Annotated in this window: 8 protein-coding genes; 6 read left to right on the top strand and 2 right to left on the bottom strand. The window is 61.0% G+C overall.

Translation table 11 applies throughout. From position 1 onward, the window contains the following. Positions 1 to 174: 174 nt before the first annotated feature. The gene (locus Q4S41_RS20485) at positions 175 to 3,498 is read right to left on the bottom strand and encodes a pectinesterase family protein (RefSeq protein WP_305032998.1); all 3,324 of its coding nucleotides are present in this window, start codon (positions 3,496 to 3,498) and stop codon (positions 175 to 177) included. Between the two features lie 261 nt (positions 3,499 to 3,759). Then, positions 3,760 to 4,767: a T9SS type A sorting domain-containing protein gene (locus Q4S41_RS20490; RefSeq protein ID WP_305032999.1), complete on the bottom strand. Its 1,008-nt coding sequence runs from the start codon at positions 4,765 to 4,767 to the stop codon at positions 3,760 to 3,762. Positions 4,768 to 5,236: 469 nt separating this feature from the next. Here Q4S41_RS20490 and Q4S41_RS20495 point away from each other — a divergent pair, with 469 nt between their 5' ends. The 6 genes from Q4S41_RS20495 to kduI all read left to right on the top strand — a co-directional run bounded on the left by Q4S41_RS20495 (position 5,237) and on the right by kduI (position 15,138). Next, the gene (locus Q4S41_RS20495) at positions 5,237 to 7,600 is read left to right on the top strand and encodes a glycosyl hydrolase family 28 protein (protein ID WP_305033000.1); all 2,364 of its coding nucleotides are present in this window, start codon (positions 5,237 to 5,239) and stop codon (positions 7,598 to 7,600) included. 146 nt (positions 7,601 to 7,746) lie between these two features. Continuing rightward, entirely contained in the window at positions 7,747 to 9,675 is a 1,929-nt protein-coding gene (locus Q4S41_RS20500; RefSeq protein WP_305033001.1) for a glycoside hydrolase family 88/105 protein, read from the top strand. 387 nt (positions 9,676 to 10,062) lie between these two features. Continuing rightward, positions 10,063 to 11,757: a sodium/sugar symporter gene (locus Q4S41_RS20505; protein WP_305033002.1), complete on the top strand. Its 1,695-nt coding sequence runs from the start codon at positions 10,063 to 10,065 to the stop codon at positions 11,755 to 11,757. Between the two features lie 277 nt (positions 11,758 to 12,034). Next, complete coding sequence (locus Q4S41_RS20510) at positions 12,035 to 12,994, top strand: pectinesterase family protein (RefSeq protein WP_305033003.1); 960 nt, start codon at positions 12,035 to 12,037, stop codon at positions 12,992 to 12,994. A gap of 428 nt (positions 12,995 to 13,422) precedes the next feature. Beyond that, positions 13,423 to 14,193, top strand: a complete 771-nt coding sequence (locus Q4S41_RS20515; RefSeq protein WP_305033004.1) for an SDR family oxidoreductase — start codon at positions 13,423 to 13,425, stop codon at positions 14,191 to 14,193. Between the two features lie 114 nt (positions 14,194 to 14,307). Beyond that, positions 14,308 to 15,138: a 5-dehydro-4-deoxy-D-glucuronate isomerase gene (gene kduI, locus Q4S41_RS20520; RefSeq protein WP_305033005.1), complete on the top strand. Its 831-nt coding sequence runs from the start codon at positions 14,308 to 14,310 to the stop codon at positions 15,136 to 15,138. The last annotated feature ends 7 nt before the right edge of the window (positions 15,139 to 15,145 follow it).

Genomic DNA, 15,145 nt, shown 5'->3' on the forward strand with positions numbered 1-15,145 from the left:
CAGGCAGGGCCCAATAACCGGGCTTTATTTGCGCAATCGATGCCGGTAATTCGCGAGCTGCCGTGGCGCGCTTTTCTGCTTCACGAGGCGGGCCGGCACTAAACACAAAATGCTCCAGCCAGCGGCCGGAGCATTTTGTGTTTCAGGCAAATGCCTGCGAAACGGCGGCGTGGGCTATTCCACCACCACCTTGCGCGTTACGGGCGTGCCATCCACGTTCAGGCGCAGCGTGTACACGCCGGCGGCCAGGCCGCGCACGTCAAACTCAGCGTCGATGGGCTGGCCGTTGGCGGCGCTGAGGCGCTGCGTCCGCACGGTTTGGCCCAGTGTATTGATGAGCGTGGCCGATACCGCCGCCTTGCTGCTGACGGCCGGCAACTGCACCCGGAACGACGTGGAGGTCGGGTTCGGGAACAGCTGCAACTGCCCGGCCAGCGCCCGGGCCGATGTAGTGGCCAGCGCCACCGAAGCCGTACCCTTGAAACGCAGATTCTTAAGCATGGCGTAGCGCGGGGTGCCGGTGCTGCCGCAGGCGTAGTACAGGCGCACGGTGAGCGTCTGGCCACCAGCCAGCGGCACGCCGCCGTTGCGCAGCACCACGCGGTAGAGGTTGGTGTTGCCGGAGGTCTGGTTCAGTAGCGGGAAGGAGTTGGTGAAGTTGCCGCTGGCACTGAGCGTCTGCAGCCCGCCGGGGCCGTACGCCGCCACAATTTCGGTCGAGTCGGCCGGCGTCGTGAAGCCATTCAGCGAGTATACCACCGCCATTTTAGTGTTGGAGCTGGTATTATAAAACGCCGAGTTGAACAGCAGCGTGTCGACGCGCACCGCCGAGCCGGCGGCTACTGCCAGGGTGAACTGCTCGTAGTACATGCGGTTGAGCGTGCCGCCCACCGTGGTCCAGGTGCCGTCGCCGTTGGCGCTGGGCCCAAAGGCCTGGCCGAACTGGTTCGAGTAGGCCGGCACCGTGGCCAGCGTCGTACCGTTCGACAGGTACAGGCGCTTGAGCGTGGGCACCGTGGGCAGGATGCGGCTGCTCCGGGCTTGGGTGCTGTCAACGTTGTTCACGCGCAGCGGCCACTGCTCCAGCACCGTCACCGGCACCGGGGCCACGTCGCCCTTCACGCGGAAGTTCTTGAGCATGGCGTAGCGCGGGGTGCCAGTGCTGCCGCAGGCGTAGTACAAGCGCACGGTCAGCGTCTGGCCGGCGGCCACGGTCACGCCGCCGCTGGGGTTAGCGGTGCTGGGGCCGCTCAGGGCCACGCGGTAGAGGTTGGTGTTGCCCGAAGTTTGGTTCAGCAGCGGGAACGAGCGGTTGAAGTTGCCACTGGCGCTAAGCGTCTGCGTCCCGCCGGGGCCGGTCACGCCGGTAATCTCCGTGGAATCGGCCGGGGTGGTGAAGCCGTTGAGCGAGTACACAATGCCCATCTTGGTGTTGGAGCTGGTGTTGTAAAACGCCGAGTTGAACAGCAGCGAGTCCACGCGCATGGTGGGCGCCCCGGCGGCCACGGTCACGGTAAACTGCTCGTAGTACATGCGGTTGAGCGTGCCGCCCACCGTGGTCCAGGTGCCGTCGCCGTTGGCGCTGGGCCCAAAGGCCTGGCCGAACTGGTTCGAGTAGGCCGGCACCGTGGCCAGCGTGGTGCCGTTCGACAGATACAGGCGCTTGAGCGTGGGCGTAGTGGCTGTTAAACGGCTGCTGCGGATTTGGGCGCTGTCGGCGTTGTTCACGCGCAGCGGCCACCACTGCAACAGGTTCGAGGTGATGGTGGGCGCCACAATGGCCGTGCCGCTCAGGCTGAGTACTACGTTGGTGGCGTTGGTGCTGGTCAGCGTCAGGGTGCCGGTGTAGGGGCCGGCCGTGGTGGCGTTCAGCCGCACGTAGACCGGGGTGGCGGCCAGTGTGCCGCTGGTGGGCGTGAGGCTCACGCTGCTGGCGTAGGTGCCGCCCGAAGTCAGCGACACTTGGAAATTGGCCGAGGCCGTCACCGTCACGGGGCCCGCCAGGTCGGAGCCCGACACCGACACGTTTTGCGCGCCCGAGCCCGTACCCAACTGCTGCGTGAAGCCGCCCAGCGTGCCCGTCACTATGATGGTGGGGGCACTGGTGATGGTCACGGTGTCGGACGAAATCTGGCGCACGGCGTTGCTGCCGCGCACGAAGTACTTGTAGAGGCTGCCCGAGGCCGGAATGGCATCGGAGTAAGCGTAGTTGAAGGTCGTGTCGTTGGGCTCGGTCTGGCTGTTAACCACCGCAAAAGCACCGAGGACGGCCGGCGGCGTGGCCGTGGCGCGGAACACGCTCAGCACGTCGCCGCTGATGGGCCAACTCGTGTTCCACGTAAAGGTCGAGTTGGTGGTGCTAGTACCTTTTACGCCCCGGAAATTGTTGACGATGACAGTTTTTACAAACGGCGTTGCGCAGTCAATGAGCGTGCACGGGTCCCAGGTGCCCATGATGTTGGCCTTGGTATAAGTGGCAGCTTCGGCGGCGGTGAGTTGCGACGAGGGCTGCACCGGCGTCAGGCCCTGGCCCGACAGCACCCGGCTGGCCACGTTGATTGGCCGCCCGTTGAAGTGCGTGTTCTGGTACTCCACAAAATACGAGTCGCGGATGGTGGCCGTGCCGGCCGAGCTGGTCGGCGACCAGCCTTCGTTCAGAATCAGCGGCGTCGAGAGGTTGCAGTTCAGGAACGCGGCTTTGGGGTTGGCCTGCCAGGGCCGGCCGAGGTCGTAGGTGGTGCCGCCGGCCACCGAGTGCCCGGTCACGTTGCAGTTCTTAAACACCAGCCCGAAGGCCTGCCCGGCCGGCGTATTGGGCACGGCAATGTAGGACGTGGAGGCCGTAGCCTTATTTTTCGCGTAAATGTTGCAGTTCTCGAACAGGGCAATGGCGCTGCCGAAAATAAAGTCGGTGTTGCCTTCCACGTAGCAGTTGAGGAAGTACTGGTGCGGCGTGCCGTTGCCCTTCAGGTACATCGTGTCCTGGTTGCCCAGGAAGCGGCAGTTGCGGAAGGCGGCCCGGTCGTTGTTCACCAGAATGGCCACCGCCTGCCCGTTGGAAGCGGCCTCGCCAAACGAGTTTTCAAACGTGAGGTTCAGCGCCGAAAAGTCGGTGGCGTTGATGGTCACCGAGGCCGAGTTCTGGGTGCCCAGCGCCACGCCGTTCACGATGGTACCGGCCGAGTTATTGTAGGTCAGCACGGTGTTGCCCACGCTCTCGCCCACCAGCTGGATGAACGGCTTGGTGGCGGGCACGGTCACCACCTCCCGGTAGCGGCCGTTCTTGATAAAAATGGTGAACGGAGTGGTGCGGCCCGTCGGGGCCGCGTCGATGGCCGCCTGCACGGTGGTGTAGTTGCCGGTGCCGTCCTTGGCCACGGTCAGGTCGTAGGCGAATACGCGCGTGCTGAGCCCGCTCAGCAGCAAAAGGCCCAGCAGGGCCCAGAATCGAGCCACGGCCCGGCCCCGGACCCCGGGCGTTGAGGAAAAGTTTGACATAAGAAACGAGTTGGTGTTGGGGGGAGAATTCTAATCAATATTACCCTGGCCAGCCCCTAAGCGACTCTGAAACTGGCCGCTTTATTTGCGCAATCGTTGCCGGGAACGTTGCCAGCTCGTCTTCAAGGCACTCCGCTGAAATGTGCCCGGCCTCCCAGCCCACCAATTGCTTTACAGCTAGCCTTTAGCAAAAATCCCGAAAACAGAAAGCGCCCCCGGCTAAGCCAGGGGCGCTTTTAAAAAGGATTGTTAGAGAAAGAGCTATTCCTTCACGATGCGGGCGCTGCTGCGTAGCGTGCCGTCGGCGTATTCTACCAGATACAGGCCTTTGGGCAGGGCATTCAGGTCCACGGCCGTTTCGGTGCTGCCGGACTGCACCGCGAAGGCGGCCACTTTAGCACCGGTGGTGCCGAACACGGTCACGCGGGCATCGCGGCTGGCGGCGGCGTGGGGCACGTTGAGCTGGTTCTGGGTGGGGTTGGGGTATACCGACAGGTTGGTTTGCAGGGCCGTGCGGCTGGCCGATACCACAGCTTGCTGGCTCTTCAGAATGACGTCGCGCAGCAGGAAGTAGCGGCCTTCCGTGTCGCTGCCCACCCGGAAATACATACGCACGGCGAGGGTGCGGCCAGCGGGAATTGAGAGGCCCGTACCACCGCTCACAAAGGCCATGCGGAAAGTGGTGCTTCTCGCAGTGGCAGTGGTCGAGAACTGCGGTATCACAATCGGGTTGACCGCAGCTTGCGTGGAGCTAGCCGCGCCGAAAGAACCATTGCCAGTGGCGGGCAGCACCCCGCTCGGGCCTTTGCCACCGGCAAAATCAATGGAGTCGGTGGTGAAACGGGTGGTGGTGACGCCGTTGAGGGAGTAAGACAGAGCCGCCCGGCCGTTGGCCGAGTTGGCAGTCTGGACCGAAAAAATCAATGAGTCAACTCGTAGCGCAGCAGTGCCGGAGTTGGTAATGGTGAACTGCTCAAAGTACCCCCGTTTCGGGCCGCTGCTAATGGCGGTGCTACCGCCGGCACCCGTGGCAGATGTAGAGAATGCTTGGCCGACACTCGAATACGGAGCATAAGCGGCTGTAGCCACCCCGGTCGAAGGCACCACATTGGCCAGGCCGTTCGAGAGAACGTAGTTCCGTAGGGTAGGGGTGCCCACCGTCATGCCGGTAGCGGGCTGCCGCACGGCGGTGCTGTCGGCGTTGTTGCGTTTGAGAGGCCACTGCACGAAAACCTGGGTTTGAGCCGCGGCGGTTTCCGCCAAGCTCATCCCAGCAACTAGCAATAGGGCAGAAAGTAGATGATTTTTCATTGTAATCTGTGGATAATGGTGAAAATGAAAGCGAGGGTGTGAGAAGTGCAAAAAGCCGCTGCTGACAGGGCATAAGTAAGTCGTTACTCATGCAATCTGAGCCCTTCTTAGCGCAGAAAACAAGCTTTAGGTTTCTTTTAATTGCGCAATCGTTGCCGGGAACGGTCCCAGCGCGTGGAAATGGTCGGCCATAACTTGTCCAATAAGCCAACGGGTTGTGTGGCCCGCTCAAAGCCCAGCTAATCGGCCGCGGGAATGGCTCCGTGCGATAACGTTCCCGGCAACGATTGCGCAAAAAAAGGCGCCCGCCCCGCCCAGAGTAAGACCCGATGGCCTCCGAACGGACCTAATATTGTTAGGGCAATACTGCCGTCGCTTCTATTTCGCACGGGCCAAGCCAACGCGTTGGGCTCCTTTCCTGATTCCCATGAAATCAACCTTGATGTTGCTGCTGGCCGGCCTGACGACCTCCCTGTCGGTCGCCTTCCGACCAGCAGACGCGCCAAAAACACAGATTTTCCTCGTCGGCGATTCCACCATGGCCGACAAGCCCGACCTGACCAAACCCGAGCGGGGCTGGGGCATGGAGTTCGGCCAGTACTTCGATGGTAACGTCGTCATCCGCAACACGGCCGTGAACGGGCGCAGCACCAAGAGCTTCTACCGCGAAGGCCGCTGGGCCAAGGTGCTCGAAGGGCTGAAGCCCGGCGACTGGGTGTTCATCCAGTTCGGCCACAACGACTCGAAGCTGGACGACAGCGTGCGCGCCGCTCCGGCCCAGACCACGTATCGCCAGTTCCTCACCCGTTTCGTGCAGGAGGCCAAGGCCAAAGGTGCCAACCCCGTGCTGCTCACGCCCGTAGGCCGCCGCTATTTTGACGACAAAGGCCAGCGCAAGGACGACCACGGCGAATACCCCGGCGTGGTGCGCGAGGTAGCCAAGGCGCAGAAGGTGCCGCTGATTGACCTGCACGAGCAAAGCTGGAAGATGTACTCCCAACTGGGTGAGGCGGGCACCCGGCCGCTGTTCTGGAGCTACCAGAACGGCTACTACCAGCCCAACCCCGTGCCGCCGGCCAAAAACGACAACACCCACTTCTCGGAGTACGGCGCCACCCGCGTGGCCCAGCTGGTGGCCGAAGATGTGCAGGCCCAGCACCTGGGGCTGGCCAGCCACCTCAGCCACACCTCGTTTGAGGGCAAGCTTGTAGCCGACCTGCCGGTGGTGCTCCAGCCGTCCTTTAAAAAGGACACCTTCAACCTGGCCAAGTACGGCGCCGTGGCCGACGGCCAGACGCTGAACACCGAGGCTTTCCGCAAGGCCATTGACGCCTGCGCCGTGGGCGGCGGCACCGTGCTGGTGCCTCGCGGCCTATGGCTGACGGGCCCCATCACCCTGAAAAGCAACGTGAACCTGCACCTAGCCACCGGCGCGCTCGTGCAGTTCACGGCCGACCGCAGCCAGTACCCACTTATCAAAACCAGCTGGGAAGGGGAGGACGCCATCCGCAGCCAGGCCCCCATTTCGGGAGTTGATTTGACCAACATTGCCATCACTGGCAACGGCTCCTTCGACGGGGCCGGTGACGCCTGGCGGCCCGTGAAGAAAAGCAAGCTCAACGAGACGCAGTGGCAAAACCTGGTAGCCTCGGGCGGTGTGCTGAGCGAGAAAAAGGACATGTGGTACCCCTCGGCCGGCTCGATGAAGGGCAATGTCATGTCGGCGGCCGGCCAAAAGCGCACCAGCCTCAACCCGGCCGACTTTGATGACATCCGCGACTACCTGCGGCCCAACATGCTCAGCCTCACGCGCTGCAAGCAGATTCTGCTCGAAGGCTTCGTGATTCAGAACTCGCCGGCCTGGACCATCCATCCGCTGCTGTGCGAAAACATCACCCTGCGCAACGTGACGGCCCGCAACCCCTGGTACGGCCAGAACACCGACGCGCTGGACCTCGAATCGTGCCGCAACGGCATTGTGGAAGGCTGCACATTTGACGTGGGCGACGACGGCATCTGCATCAAATCGGGCCGCGACGAGCAGGGCCGCAAGCGCGGCGTGCCCACCGAAAACTTCATCATCCGCGACACGAAGGTGTACCACGCCCACGGCGGCTTCGTGATTGGCTCGGAAATGTCGGGCGGCGCGCGCAACCTCTACGTGAGCAACTGCACGTTCATCGGCACCGACGTGGGCCTGCGCTTCAAAACGGCCCGGGGCCGCGGCGGCGTGGTCGAGAACATCTTCGTGGACGGCGTCGACATGACCAATATTGCCGGCGAAGCCATCCTGTTTGATATGTACTACGCCGCCAAAGACCCCGTGCCGCTGGCCGGCGAAAGCACCGCGCCGCCCGTCATCGCCGCCATGCCGCTGAACGAAGGCACGCCGCAGTTCAAAACCTTCCGCATCAAAAACGTGGTTTGCAAGGGCGCCACCACCGGCATTCTGGTGCGCGGCCTACCCGAGATGAGCATCAAGGACATCAGCATCGAAAACGCGGTGCTTGAATGCAAAAAAGGCCTCGTGTGCCAGGAAGCCGAAAACATTCGCCTGAAAAACGTAACGCTGCTCTCAGCCGATACCGCGCCAGTGATGGAAGTGCAGAACAGCCACAATCTCGCCTTCGACGGCATTCGCTACACCAACGGCGCCGAGCTGCTGCTGCGCGTGACCGGCGACCGCAGCAAGGACATCCGCCTGACCAATACCGATACCAAAAAGGCCAAGAAGGACGTGCAGCTAGGCGATAAGCTGACCAAGAAAACGGTGAGCGTGGCCCAGCGCTAATTCAAATCTGCTATCAAAAACAACGTCATGCTGAGCGCAGTCGAAGCATCTCTACCGCGGGAGTATTCCAATCGAAAGGGTTTACTATTGCGGTAGAGATGCTTGGACTGCGCTCAGCATGACAGGCTGTTTACACCCAAATGAAGATGAAACAAACCACCTCTTTCCTGTTGCCGCTCCTGGGGCTGGCGCTGCTCAGTGAAACCGCTGCTGCCCAAACGGCCGCCAAGCCCTACTCGCAGCGCATGGCCGATGCCTTTATCTCCTGGAATCCCGATTCCATCGTGATAGGCGAAGCGAAGGCCAGCCGCTGGAACTACGAGCAGGGCCTGATGTACACGGCTCTGGAGCGCGTGTGGGAGCGCACCGGCGACGCCCGCTACTACACATACATTCAGAAAGACCTCAACCGCTTCGTGCAGAAGGACGGCAGCATCCGTACCTACCGGGCCGATGAGTTTCAGCTTGACCACATCACACCCGGCCGCGGGCTGCTGCTGCTGAGCCAACTGGGTTCGGTGCCTGACCAGGACAAGTACATCAAGGCCGCGCAGCTACTGCGCAAGCAGCTCGACACCCAGCCGCGCACAAAGGAAGGCGGCTTCTGGCACAAGAAAATCTACCCCAACCAGATGTGGCTCGACGGCCTGTACATGGCCGAGCCTTTCTATGCCGAGTACAGCCGCGTATTTAATCAGCCCGCTGGCTTCGATGACATCGCCAAGCAGTTTGCGCTGATTGAAAAAAACTTGGTTGACCCCAAAACCGGCCTGCTCTACCACGGCTGGGACGAAAGCAAGGAGCAGCCCTGGGCCAACAAAACCACCGGCCAGAGCCCCAGCTTCTGGGACCGCGCCATTGGCTGGTACGGCATGGCGCTGGTTGATGTGCTCGACTATTTCCCCGCCAACCACCCGCAACGCCCCGCCCTCATCAAGGACCTGCAGCGGCTGGCGCCCGTGCTGGCCAAGTACCAGGACCCTAAAACCGGCACCTGGAGCCTCGTGATGGGCCAGGAAGGCCGCAAGGGCAACTACGCCGAAGCCTCCGGCAGCAGCATGTTCGTGTACGCGCTGGCCAAGGGCGTGCGCCTGGGCTACCTCGATAAAAAGTACGCGGCCGTGGCCAAGAAGGGCTACGACGGCATCCTGAAGACTTTTGTAGCCACCGAGACCAACGGCGCGCTGGCCTTCAACGGCACCGTGAGCGTGGGCGGCCTGGGCGGCAAGCCCTACCGCGACGGCACCTTCGACTACTACCTCACCGAGAAGCTGCGCAAAAACGACTACAAGGGCGTCGGCCCCTTCATCCTGGCCAGCACCGAGATGGAAATTGCCGCCGAAGACGCTTTGGGCCAAGGCAAAACCGTGGGCCTCGACTATTTCTTCAACCACGAGATGCGCAAAAGCCCGCTCAGCGGCGAGCAGGAGCAGTGGCACTATACCTGGGAAGAGCGCCAGCACGGCGGCTTCTGGCTGTGGGGCAACCAGTTCCGCGAGCTGGGCGCCAAGACCGTAGCCGTGCCCGCCGCGCCCACGACCGCCAGCCTCAAGTCCCTGAGCATCTACATCATCGTCGACCCGGACTCGCGCAAGGAGTCGCCCAAGCCCAACTACATCCAGCCCGCCGACAGCAAGATTATCACCGAATGGGTGCGCGGTGGCGGCACCCTAGTTCTGCTGGCCAACGACACGGCCAACTGCGAAATCAAGCACTTCAACGAGCTGGCCAAAAACTTCGGCGTGCAGTTTACCGACCAGAGCGTGAACATGGTGCAGGGCTCGCAGTTCGAGCAGGGCAAAGTCGATTTGACCTCCGGTAAAGCCGTGTTCAAGAACGCCAGCACGGCTTACGTAAAGGAACTGTCGGTGCTGTCGGTAGCCGCCCCGGCCCAGCCGTTGGTTACCAACAACGGCAAAATCATCATGGCCACGGCCCGGCTGGGCAAGGGCAAGGTTTTCCTCCTCGGCGACCCGTGGCTGTACAACGAGTACACCGACGGTCGCAAAATCCCGGCCTCGTTTCAGAATTTCCAGGCCGGCAAGGATTTGGCCACCTGGCTGCTGGGTAAGTAGATGATTGTTAAAATCGTCTGTCATCCTGAGCGCAGCAAAGGACCTTATCACCGATAAACGTTTTGCAGTAATTCAAACGTCGCATCGGTGATAAGGTCCTTCGCTGCGCTCAGGATGACAGGTAGATGCGCTGCAGCAAAAAGGCCGGGCACACGCCCGGCCTTTTCCATTTCCACCCTCCAGCGCCGAATGACGAGTTTGAGGCAGGCAAATGACGATTTCAGGCGCCGGGTTCCGCAAACGTTTGTTTGAACTTGCGGCCGGTAAGCGGGGCCGTCAAAAGAAAGTCCTTTCAGAAACGGTTTTTTTGCCGGAACATTACCTTTTGAATGCCCTAATCCGGCTACTTCGCTTCGCTCTGTCAACCTCCTCCCTTCAACACCTTCAATGAACCAGCACGCCCTCAGTACGATTGACTACATCGTATTCTTCGTCTACTTCATCATTGTATCCGGCTACGGCATCTGGGTATACCGGCGCAAAACCGGCCACGACGGTACCCTGGAGGGCAATTCCAAGGACTACTTCCTCGCCGAAGGCTCCCTGACGTGGTGGGCGATTGGGTCCTCACTCATTGCCTCCAACATCTCGGCCGAGCAGTTTGTGGGCATGTCGGGCTCGGGCTTCGCCATGGGCCTGGCCATCGCCACTTATGAGTGGATGGCGGCCATCACGCTGGTTATCGTGGCCGTGTTCTTCATTCCGGTGTATCTGAAGAATAACATTGCCACCATGCCGCAGTTCCTGAGCCAGCGGTACAACTCGACGGTAGCCATGATTATGGCGCTGTTCTGGCTGGCCTTGTACGTGGTGGTGAACCTGACTTCGATTCTCTACCTCGGCGCCATCGCCATCAGCAGCATCGCGGGCCTGAACCTGAACTTCTGCATGTACATGCTGGCGGCTTTCGCGGTTATCATCACGCTGGGCGGCATGAAGGTGATTGGTTTCACCGACGTGATTCAGGTGTTCTTCCTGATTCTGGGCGGTTTGGCCACTACCTATCTGGCCCTGAACCTGGTGGCTACGCATTACGGCTCCTCCGGCGCCCTCAGCGGCTTCAACCTAATGACCGAGCACGCTTCCGACCACTTCCAGATGATTTTCAAGCGCGACAATGAGCACTACCTTGATTTGCCGGGACTTACCGTATTGCTCGGCGGCATGTGGATTGTGAACCTCAACTACTGGGGCTGCAACCAGTACATCACCCAGCGCGCCCTCGGTGCCGACCTGCCCACGGCCCGCTCCGGTATTTTGTTTGCCGCCTTCCTCAAGCTGCTCATGCCCGTGATTGTGGTGCTGCCCGGCATCGCCGCCTACGTGCTCTACAAGCAGGACGTCTTTGGTGCCGCTGAATTCGGCGCCGGCGCTGACCTCAACCCCGACCGAGCCTACCCGGTGCTGCTCAACATCCTACCGGTAGGCCTCAAGGGCCTGTCTTTCGCCGCCCTCACGGCCGCCGTGGTGGCCTCGCTGGCCGGCAAAGCCAACTCCATTGCCACCATCTTCACGCTCGACGTGTACCACAAAGTCTTCAAGACCGATGCCACCGAGAAGCAACTGGTCGCCACCGGCAAAATAGCCGTGGTGGTGGCCATGATTCTGGGCGTGCTCATTGCGCCGCACCTCGGCATCGACAAAAAAGGCGGTTTCCAGTACATTCAGGAATACACGGGCTTCGTGTCGCCGGGCATTTTCGCCATGTTCATCCTGGGCTTCTTCTGGAAGAAAACGACATCCACGGCGGCCCTGTTTGCCACCATCGGCGGCTTCCTGCTGTCGGTGCTGTTCAAGTTCCTGCCTACTTATACGGACCTGTCGTTTCTGGCGCCGTTCGGCTTCGCGGTGCAGCCTAAAGGCTCCAGCATCTACGAAATCCCGTTCCTCGACCGCATGGGCTTCGTGTTCGTCATCTGCATTATCATGATGGTCATCATCAGCCTGTTCGAAAACGCCCGCGGCGTGAAAACCAAGGGCCTGGAAATCGACAGCACCATGTTCAAGCCGCAACCCAGCTTTGTGATTGGCGCGGCGTCCATTATTGTTATCCTCACCGCGCTCTACACCATTTATTGGTAGGCCAATTGGTAGTCTTTTTGGCGCATAATAATCGTGTGGCCCGTTGGCAAAAGCCAGCGGGCCACACGTGCGTTTGAGCAATTGATGGAAAGCGGGGATATAGCAGGTAAGGCAAGCTCATTTTTTGAATAAAAATAGGCTTATTCTGTAGTGAAACTGGCAAATAAACAGGCTCAACGAATGTTAATTTGGACTGGTCAGGAATACCTTCTTAAATTCGCCCAACCCGATTTAGTCATTCGTGGCTTATCCCTTTCCCCAATCCCACCCATTAGCTATGTCCAAGCTTCTACTGTTTGTCCTGCTGCTCGTCAGCCTCACCGGCTTCGCCCAAACCAAAAACGTGGTGGTGGCCCAGGACGGCTCCGGCAACTATCGCACCGTGCAGGCCGCCCTCGACGCCGTGCCCCTCAACAACCGCACGCCCACGGTCATCTTCATCCGCAAAGGCATCTACAAGGAGAAGCTGAACCTGGCCAAAAAGAAAAATTTCGTGCGCCTCAAGGGCGAGGACGTGAACACCACCATCCTCACTTTCGACGACTACAACGGCCGCACCCCCGCCAACGGCGAGCCCCTCGGCACCTCCGAAGCCGCCACCTTCCGGGTGTTCGGCAACGACTTTTCGGCCGAAAACATCACCTTCGAGAACACCGCCGGCACGGTAGGGCAGGGCCCCGCCATGTGGGTGTACGGCGACCGCGCCCGCTTCGTGGGCTGCCGCTTCCTGGGCTTCCGCGACACGCTGTACGTGTACGGCTACGGCAGCCGGCAGTACTACAAAGACTGCTATATCGAGGGCACTACCGACTACATTCTGGGCTCGGCCACGGCGTGGTTCGAAGACTGTACGCTGTTTTGCAAAACGGGCGGCACCGTCATTGTGGCCGCCTCCACGCCCGACAGCGTCCGCTACGGCATCGTGATGCAGCGTTGCAAGATTGGCGGCGAGGCCCCGCCCGAGTCCTACTTCATTGCCCGTCCCTGGAAGCCCACCGGCAAAACCGTGCTGCTGAACTGCGAACTGGCCAACATCATCAAGCCCAAAGGCTGGGACCATTGGGGCAAAGAAAGCAACAAGCAGGATGCCTTTTTTGCCGAGTATAAGTCTATTGGGCCCGGCGCGGCGCCCAAGGCCCGCATCCTGTGGTCGCGGCAACTCACGCCCCAGCAGGCTGCTTTCTACACCCGCGAAGCCGTGTTGAACAACTGGGACCCCACCGTCAGCGTGGATTAGCACAAAGCTTCGCGGTATTCTAAACGGCGGCAGCCAGGACCAATTGGGCCCTGGCTGCCGCCGTCATTTAGGGGCCAATCCATCGTTTATACCAGCGCCGACTTCGGCGCCCAAGGCAGCCGGTTGCCTGAATCAAACGTTTGATGACCTTTGGGTTTATTAGAAAAATTCAATTTGCTGGCTGTGGTGCTGGCTGTCTGAATTGTTGGTGATTTTGTGGTTATTTAGGCCGGTAAAGGCATTTTAGGCACCAGAGGAGTCGGGGGTTTGGCGCATGGCATCGTTCCCGGCAACGATTGCACAAAAATAGATTGTCCAACTCTTGCTTTTGGCGGAGAGGAATGAAATCTTTATGAAGCAAAGCCGTCCCCAATCCGATGGCTTTGTCCATTTCAATAGTTCTCTTCCCTTCGCATTGTCCCTTTAGTATGACTGCTTTCTCTTCCGCATTTAGTTTGGCTGGTAAGCGCGCCCTCGTGACGGGCTGCGACCGTGGTATCGGACAAGCCATTGCCCTCGGCCTGGCCGAGGCGGGCGCCGACATCATCGGCGTATCCATCCACATGCCGGCGGGCGGCGAAACCGAGCTGGCCGTGCAGGCCCTGGGCCGCGAATACAAAGGCTATCAGGCCGACTTTGGCCAGCTGGAAGAGTTGCAGGGCTTCATCAAGCAGGTGCAGGCCGACTTTCCGGTCATCGACATTCTGTTCAACAACGCCGGTATCATCCGCCGCGCGCCGGCTGCCGAGCACTCCGACGAGGACTGGGACGCCGTGCTCAGCATCAACCTCGACGCGCCCTTCCGTCTGGCCCGCGCCATCGGCGGCCAGATGCTGCAGAACGGCTCGGGCAAAATCGTCTTCACGGCCTCGCTGCTCACTTTCCAGGGCGGCATCAACGTGCCCAGCTACGCGGCCAGCAAAGGTGGCGTAGGCAGCCTGGTGAAGGCCCTGGCCAACGAATGGGCCGGCCGCGGCGTGAACGTGAACGCCATTGCCCCCGGCTACGTGGCCACCGACAACACCGCCGCCCTGCGCCAGGACGAGGAGCGCAGCGCCGCCATCCTCTCGCGCATTCCGGCCGGCCGCTGGGCCCTGCCCACCGACTATGCCGGCCCGGCCGTGTTCCTGGCCTCGGCCGCTTCGGACTACGTGCACGGCACCATCCTCACCGTCGACGGCGGCTGGATGGGGCGGTAATTGACGTGTTAAGTTTTGAGGGTTGAATTTTGAGTTTTAAAACGCAACCCCGACTTCAGGAACAACAGCCCTGAACAACTCAACACGCAGCCTTCAACCCTCAACATTTAAAAGATGACCCAGCGCTTTGCCATCGGCCCCCGCGAAACCGCCACGCTCAATACGAGCGGTATCCGGGAACATTTCCTGATTGAGAACATCTTCACAGCCGGCGAAATCGAGCTGACCTACACGCACTACGACCGCATGATTGTGGGTGGTGCTCAGCCCACCGGCGCGGCGCTGACCTTGCCCTGCCCGGAGTCGCTGAAAGCCAACTTCTTTCTGGAACGCCGCGAGTTGGGCGCCCTGAACGTGGGCGGCGCCGGCACCGTCACCGTGGACGGTACGGTCTACGAGTTGGGTAACCAGGACTGCCTCTACGTGGGCATGGGCAACAAGGAAGTGGCCTTCGCCAGCGTGGACGCGGCCCGGCCGGCCAAGTTCTACCTCTTGTCTTCGCCGGCGCACGCGGTGCACCCCACCGCCCGCCGCACTCAGGCCGAAGCCACGCCCGTGGAAATGGGCGCGATGGAAACGGCCAACGAGCGCACCATCTACAAATACATCTACCAGGAAGGCATCCAGAGCTGCCAGCTGGTGATGGGCCTCACCCAGCTCAAGCCGGGCAATGTGTGGAACACCATGCCCAGCCACACGCACGACCGCCGCATGGAGGCCTATCTCTACTTCAACCTGCCCCAGGGCCAGCGCGTGCTGCACCTGCTGGGCGAGCCCACCGAAACGCGCCCCCTGTGGGTGAGCAACGAGCAGGCCATTCTCTCGCCGCCGTGGTCCATCCACACCGGCTGCGGCTCCAGCAACTACGCCTTCATCTGGGGCATGGCCGGCGAAAACCGCGAATACACCGACATGGACGCCGTGCCGCTCGACGCGCTGCGCTAACCCGATT

It is taken from the genome of Hymenobacter convexus (genome assembly GCF_030580955.1).
Lineage (GTDB): Bacteria > Bacteroidota > Bacteroidia > Cytophagales > Hymenobacteraceae > Hymenobacter.

Coding starts and splice junctions, on each gene's coding strand:
- kduI (WP_305033005.1), top strand. CDS start 14,308: ATGACCCAGCGCTTTGCCATCGGCCCCCGCGAAACCGCCACGCTCAAT.
- Q4S41_RS20510 (WP_305033003.1), top strand. CDS start 12,035: ATGTCCAAGCTTCTACTGTTTGTCCTGCTGCTCGTCAGCCTCACCGGC.
- Q4S41_RS20500 (WP_305033001.1), top strand. CDS start 7,747: ATGAAACAAACCACCTCTTTCCTGTTGCCGCTCCTGGGGCTGGCGCTG.
- Q4S41_RS20505 (WP_305033002.1), top strand. CDS start 10,063: ATGAACCAGCACGCCCTCAGTACGATTGACTACATCGTATTCTTCGTC.
- Q4S41_RS20515 (WP_305033004.1), top strand. CDS start 13,423: ATGACTGCTTTCTCTTCCGCATTTAGTTTGGCTGGTAAGCGCGCCCTC.
- Q4S41_RS20495 (WP_305033000.1), top strand. CDS start 5,237: ATGAAATCAACCTTGATGTTGCTGCTGGCCGGCCTGACGACCTCCCTG.
- Q4S41_RS20485 (WP_305032998.1), bottom strand. CDS start 3,498: ATGTCAAACTTTTCCTCAACGCCCGGGGTCCGGGGCCGGGCCGTGGCT.
- Q4S41_RS20490 (WP_305032999.1), bottom strand. CDS start 4,767: ATGAGCTTGGCGGAAACCGCCGCGGCTCAAACCCAGGTTTTCGTGCAG.